General features: G+C 44.8%; 6 protein-coding genes. 3 read left to right on the forward strand and 3 right to left on the reverse strand.

Translation table 11 applies throughout. The features are described 5' to 3' along the window. The 3 genes from ACKPQ4_RS00760 to ACKPQ4_RS00770 form a co-directional block, all read left to right on the forward strand. Positions 1-585 (forward strand): ABC transporter ATP-binding protein (locus ACKPQ4_RS00760; protein ID WP_407679298.1); only part of this gene is annotated, 585 nt, incomplete at its 5' end. Positions 586-592: 7 nt separating this feature from the next. Further along, the gene (locus tag ACKPQ4_RS00765; RefSeq protein WP_407679299.1) at positions 593-1,807 is read left to right on the forward strand and encodes an ABC transporter permease; all 1,215 of its coding nucleotides are present in this window, start codon (positions 593-595) and stop codon (positions 1,805-1,807) included. Between the two features lie 15 nt (positions 1,808-1,822). Beyond that, positions 1,823-2,596: a DUF3299 domain-containing protein gene (locus ACKPQ4_RS00770; protein ID WP_407679300.1), complete on the forward strand. Its 774-nt coding sequence runs from the start codon at positions 1,823-1,825 to the stop codon at positions 2,594-2,596. A gap of 33 nt (positions 2,597-2,629) precedes the next feature. On the opposite strand, the gene ACKPQ4_RS00775 is transcribed toward ACKPQ4_RS00770, so the two are convergent. From ACKPQ4_RS00775 to ACKPQ4_RS00785, 3 genes are all read right to left on the reverse strand, one after another. Beyond that, positions 2,630-3,229 carry a peptidylprolyl isomerase gene (locus ACKPQ4_RS00775; RefSeq protein WP_407679301.1) on the reverse strand — a complete coding sequence of 200 codons (600 nt, stop codon included), beginning with the start codon at positions 3,227-3,229 and terminating at the stop codon, positions 2,630-2,632. Positions 3,230-3,338: 109 nt separating this feature from the next. Beyond that, entirely contained in the window at positions 3,339-4,634 is a 1,296-nt protein-coding gene (locus tag ACKPQ4_RS00780) for a DUF1501 domain-containing protein (protein ID WP_407679302.1), read from the reverse strand. 5 nt (positions 4,635-4,639) lie between these two features. Continuing rightward, a partial coding sequence (locus ACKPQ4_RS00785; RefSeq protein ID WP_407679303.1) for a DUF1553 domain-containing protein occupies positions 4,640-6,202 on the reverse strand: 1,563 nt, incomplete at its 5' end.

Below are 6,202 nucleotides of genomic sequence, written 5' to 3' on the forward strand. Positions count from 1 at the left end.
GCTATCAAAGGACCTAGCGGTAGCGGAAAGACGACTTTTTTACATATGCTTGCTGGAGTATTAACCCCGGATTCAGGACAGGTTCGGATCGATGGTCAATCTTTGGGTGCGATGAATGAATCAGATCGTGACCAATTGAGATCGGGAATGATCGGTTATATCTTTCAATCTTTTAATTTGTTGAACGGTTTTAGCTGTATCGAAAACCTACTCTTGGCGATGAGCCTAAATGGGGCCTCCAACTTGGACCGTGCTCGTTCCTTGCTCGATAAAGTAGGGTTGATTGACCGTGAGGATCACCTTCCTGGCCAACTCTCAATTGGTCAGCAACAACGCGTGGCTATTGCCCGTGCTTTGATTAATCGTCCGAAATTGGTTCTAGCCGATGAACCAACAGGGAATTTAGATCCCACCAATACAGATCGTTCGCTTGAGCTACTACGATCGCTTTGCAAGGAGTGGGGGAGTGCACTCATTTTAGTCAGCCATGACCCACGAGTAATCGGGAAGTTCGAACATCAAGTTGATTGGGAAGAATTGAATCAAATAAATGGGTCCAAAGAGGTGGAGGTCGGAAAACAGTAAAGGAAGTATGGCTGCGATATCTGTATCTTTAAAACTTGCGAGACGTGCACTCAGGCAGAACCTGCTTTCTACTTTAGTTGCTGTATTTACTGTGTCTTTGTCTGGAGGATTATTTTTGGGAGCCTGGAAAACCAAACAATCAGTCAAGCTTGCCTTTGCCCATTCTGCGGGTGGCTTTGATGCCGTTTTAGGAGCGAGAGGTTCACAACTTCAACTCGTGCTTAACGCCTTGTTCCATCTGGAAAATTCTCCAGGAAATTTGGACTGGGAACAGTACGAAACGATTCGTTCACATCCTGGAGTTTCAGAGGCTTATCCATTTGCCCTGGGAGATAATTACCTCGGGTACCGATTAGTTGGAACCATGCCGGAATTATTTCTTAATCATCAGTGGAAGTCCGGAACAAATTATCAAGTACGATCACCGGGAAGAATCTTTTCGGAATCAGCTAAGGAGGCCTTGGTGGGAGCCGAAGTGGCCAGAGAACTTGGCTTGCAATTGGGCGATCGTTTCCACCCATACCATGGATTGGAATATAACCCAGACCGCAAACATAACGATATTTACCTAGTGGTGGGAATTTTGGAACCTACGGGCACTCCTACGGATCAAGTAATATGGATACCTCTTAGAGGTGTACAAACAATGGAAGGGCACGATCCTGAGGAGGCAAACTCCATAAGTGGTGTACTGTTAAATTTGAAAGGTTCATCAGGACTGGCCTTGGATGTAAAATATAACAAGCAAGGCGATCGGGCCACTCTCGCATGGCCGGTACCTGCAATTTTATCGTCTTTCTTTAACCGCTTTGCTTGGCTGGAACGATCGGTTGCTGCTCTTGCACTTTTAATGGCTTTGGTGGGTGGCTTAATTATTTTAGCAACCCTGCGTTCAACCATGCATGAGAGAAGGCGCGAATTTGCGGTGCTTCGCTGTATGGGTGCAAGCCGAGCAGTGGTAACTGGATCCATTCTTTGGCAATCTATTTTGCTATCCGCATTCGGAGCATTGGGATCATGGATTATTTATTTTCTCCTTTCTATGGCTGTATCATCTCTTATTCATTTACAAATTGGTGTGGGCATGAACCTTCCCATGTTGGATGGTATGGCTTTACTTACAGGAGGAGGAATTCTTATGCTTGGTCTCGTAAGTGCATGGTTTCCTGCCCGCAAACTTTATCGTTCGAGCTTGCAAGAATCTTTAAATCCTCACGGATAGTGTGTAAGTCAGGCAATGAGTAACCCAGAAAAACTAGCGATGGTATCTTTTGGTCGAAAGGGAATCCTTTTGGTTTTTACCTGTTGGTCTGTCGGATGTGCACCAGAGTCAGAAGATTTAGCAAATCAAGTTGAATTCACTGAAGTGGGCGAGCCTTTGGCCGGAGATCCGATAGGAGGCCCAGCTTCTAACCCCCCAGAGGACATGCTCCAAGAATTCAAGGCACAGGAAGGGGATGCTAATGTGACTACTGATTTAAATCAGACGGATGAAGTGCTGGAGGGCAGAATTGTTTTGGGTCAGACCTTATTGTCTTCGGAGGACAATCAATCCTTGCAGGTCATTAATAATCTTCCACCTCACGATAGCTCCAGTGGATACGAGGCACTAAAGTATTCCGTACTGACCACTTTCCCTTATGAAATTGAATGGGAGTCAGACGGGTTGGATTATGACTTCTCTTCTTATTCGGCTCGCGTACCCAAGGAAGTGCGTAGTTTTTCCGGAACGCAGGTAGCCATCGAGGGATTTATGGTCCCGACCGTGGTCGATGAAGAGAATTTAGTGAAGGAATTTTTATTAATGCCTGATCAGTTAAGCTGTTGTTTTGGACAGGCTCCAGAAGCAAATGGATGGGTGGTTGCACGATCCGAGAGTGGAGTGGAAGTAACCATGGACCGAGTGATACGGATTTTGGGAAGGCTAACCGTGGAAGAGAGATGGGACGAAGAATTCTTTGTTGGTCTCTACCATCTACAGTGCGATGAGTTGATCGGATCTGATCCTTAATCCACTCAACTTGTGAGTGGACGAATGCCAAGATTACTTCTCGTCCGATTTACTTTTTTCTGCCTTAGGTCTACCAACGGTTACTTTGACCATATGGTCAGGATCGCTGACCGATCCATTGTCCCGGCTAGAACCCATTTTAATTTTGTCCACAAATTCCATACCCTCAATCACTTGGCCCCAGACTGTGTATTGACGGTCAAGGAAGGAAGAGGGTTCAAAGCAGATAAAAAATTGGCTATTAGCACTATCGGGACTGGCTGAGCGAGCCATGGAACAAGTGCCACGCTCATGTTTCTTGTCATTGAATTCAGCCTTTATGTCTGGAAAGTCAGAACCACCGGTTCCAACTCTACCTTCACTAAAATCTTTGACATTTCCAAACTCAACATCACCGGTTTGGGCCATGAAGCCATCGATGACTCGATGAAAGGCTACACCGTCGTACTTTCCGGCTTTGGCAAGCTTCTCGATACGTTCAACATGTTTGGGTGCGACATCTGGGAAAGTTTCGATGACGACTGGACCGTCTTTCAATTCGATGACGATGACATTTTCGGATGATGATGAGGAAGGTTTGGCTGCTGACACGACAAAAGGAAGCAAGAGCGCAAAACAGGCGAGATACTTCATAATAATTGGTTATAATTTAGGTTAAAGATTATCTACCCTTGCCGATGACTAAAGCAAAGGTCGAGTCCAAAGAGCCATTCTAGAACTAAATTCTAAAGAAGAATGTTTTTTAAAAGAGTTGGGTAAGGGGTTGTCCTTTGTCAACTAGAGTGAATGGTCTGCGGGAGGGAGAGAAAACGATTTCGTCCAATGGCAGGCCAAGAGCATAGGCAATAGTGGCGTTAAAGTCAGGGATTTGGGTGATCCCATCGACCACTTCGCGACCTTCTTCGTCTGTCGCTCCCCAGATCTGTCCACCCCGAACCCCACCTCCGGCAAGCATGCAAGAAAATGCTTTGGGGTAATGGTCTCTTCCCTCATTTAAATTGTAATCTGGAGTGCGACCAAATTCCGTGGCCAAAACCACTAAGGTTTCTTCGAGCATCCCACGTTTATGCAGATCGTCCAATAAAGCGGATAGTGCTTGGTCGAGAATATCGCACCTCTCATATACGCGCTCGTAATTATTGTTATGAGTATCCCATCCGCCAAGCTGTACCTCGACAAACCGAACCTGTTTTTCAACTAGCCTTCTTGCCAGTAGTACACCCTGGCCAAAATTATCCCTTCCATAGGCATCGCGCACTCCTTGTTTCTCTTGGCTTAAATCAAATGCGTCCAAGTCTTTGCTTCGCATCAAACGGACGGCATCTTCGTAAATGTCAGCATAGGAGCGTACTTTTGCGAGGTTATATTTTTGAACAAAAGCTTGGTCCAAATTTTTGGATAAATTTAAGTTTCTGTTGAAAGTATCTTCGTCAAATCCTTTGTGTTCACAATTGGCCAGTCCTTTTCCGGGGGCTCCAACTTTTAGGGGCTGGTGCTGGGTAGATAGAAAACCGGATAGTGGATGTTGGTTGCCAGTGCCTACCACCACTGCACCGGGTAGAGTAGGGTTAAACCGACCGTCCAAACGAGTCACCCATGACCCCATGCTTGGGTGTACAATGGTTCCCCTTTTATCATAGCTTGTGTGCATGAAGTAATTTCCCTGTTCGTGAGCCCCTTTGGTTGAGGTTAAACCCCTGATAACTGCAATTTTGTCGGAGTGATTAGCGAGTAATGGAAGGGTCTCCGCTAGGGCAATTCCATCGGTTTTCGTTTTTAACAGTCCCATCGGTCCTTTAACCTCGCTTGTTTTAGGGTCGAAAGTATCGAGATGACTCATTCCTCCAGACATGTAGAGGTAGATCACATTTTTTGCTTTGGGGGCATAATTTACCGGACGGTTAAGTCCCAAGCCTGCACCAATGGCTGGAGAGTTGGTTACCCAGGGCAGTATGCTAACCCCAAGAAAGCTTTTGGCTGCATAACTCAAATATGCTCTACGGTTTAGTTCAGATTGGAAAAGTTTTTGGGTACTCATGGCGATTACTGGATGAAAGAAAATTCACGAGTGTTAAGCAATGCCCAAGCAAGATGACGCAATTCATTATGCACTCGATTTTGGTAATATTCCTTTTGCTTTTTCGCTTTTTGGGCGATCTGAGCTTTCTGCTTTGGAGTATCCGAATCTTTGAAGGCTGGAGCAGTGGGTAAATCCGGAAAGGGCAGGCTATTCTTACAAAGTTCAATTTCCTTTTCTGTGGGAGATCTTTGGAGCATGGCCTCATAAACGATCTTAATTTTTTGCTCCAGGGTTTCTTCTTTAATGACCGCTTTCGCAAGGGGAGAATGCTTATCAATTAATCTCCAACGGAGGTTACCATTCATTAGGTTTAGCACTTGAGGAATCGATGCTTCTTTTCGGCTGTTATTGATTAAATCCCGATCAGACTGGCCAAATTCTCTGAGGAAATGGTCAGCATTAGCAGGCGAATTTTGTTCAGACGCTCGGCGTAAATGAGTTGGAAACTTTCTTTCCTCTTCAGAAGGCTTGCGTTTTCTTTTTGGAGGATAATTCTTATACATTGAATAAACATTAAATTCACCTCCCATAATTTTGCTCGCGAGTGCAAAGCGCTGATTATCACGCAATTCGTTTTGGAGTCTTTTAAGTTTACCAAGTGATTCTCGATCATCCAACTCTACAGCCTTTTTCATCCGAGCATTGATGGCATTTATCTGTTCCTGAATTTCAACTATTTGTTTCCTTCCCTCCTTGACGACATCAAACAATTCTTCTGATGACATTCCTTCCACTTTTAAACGGTACTTTTCCAGGTTTGTCTTTTTAGACTCGAGAAAATCAACCTCCTCCTCTTTTGGCTGACGGTGATCAATTTCCGGAACAACTAAAGTGAGCAAAGAATCCCATAACTGCTCAGCTGACATTCTCTGCAGAGTAGGAGCCTGAAAGTAATATGGGGCTAGCGACTCCAATTCCTGGTCAAAGGCTTGGTTTTCAAAAATGTTCAGGTTGAGAAGAACCCGTTGAAATTCCCTAAGGTCATAATCCAAACGAACGAGCAACCCCGATAGATGGTCAAGGAGTTTTGGCATGGAGGCTTCGGTATCTTCTCTCCAATCATTCAGGGGCTCTACCAATCCCCGCCCAAATATCTTTTTCCAAATCCTATTTACAACAACTTTGGTAAAACGGGGATTGTTAGGAGAGGATATCCACTGGGCATATTGATTAACTAGATCATTGGATTCGGATGAGTTAAAATCGTTATCATTTTCAAAAATAACTCCTGGTTGAATCACTTGATGCGGTTTTCCATCATCATACTTATAGTCGTGAGGTAACTTTAATTTTCTATCCTTATGATGTGCACCGAATTGAAGGGGTAGCAACATATCCTGAACCGCTTGCCGGAAGGCTCGTGCCTGTTTCTCGAGCTGATCCGGCTTGGAGGACATGGACATCATTTGCATGCCATTTCCGCGTTTTTTAAAGTTCTTTGCTAATTTCTTGATCCCATCAACTGTTTTTCCCTGCATACGGGTAACCATTCCATAGGTATGGGCAGCCATTTGATAGTATTCCAT

Origin of the sequence: Candidatus Chordibacter forsetii (assembly GCF_964187505.1) — a bacterium.
Taxonomy (GTDB): domain Bacteria; phylum Verrucomicrobiota; class Verrucomicrobiia; order Opitutales; family Seribacteraceae; genus Chordibacter; species Chordibacter forsetii.

Coding starts and splice junctions, on each gene's coding strand:
- ACKPQ4_RS00765 (WP_407679299.1), top strand. CDS start 593: ATGGCTGCGATATCTGTATCTTTAAAACTTGCGAGACGTGCACTCAGG.
- ACKPQ4_RS00770 (WP_407679300.1), top strand. CDS start 1,823: ATGAGTAACCCAGAAAAACTAGCGATGGTATCTTTTGGTCGAAAGGGA.
- ACKPQ4_RS00775 (WP_407679301.1), bottom strand. CDS start 3,229: ATGAAGTATCTCGCCTGTTTTGCGCTCTTGCTTCCTTTTGTCGTGTCA.
- ACKPQ4_RS00780 (WP_407679302.1), bottom strand. CDS start 4,634: ATGAGTACCCAAAAACTTTTCCAATCTGAACTAAACCGTAGAGCATAT.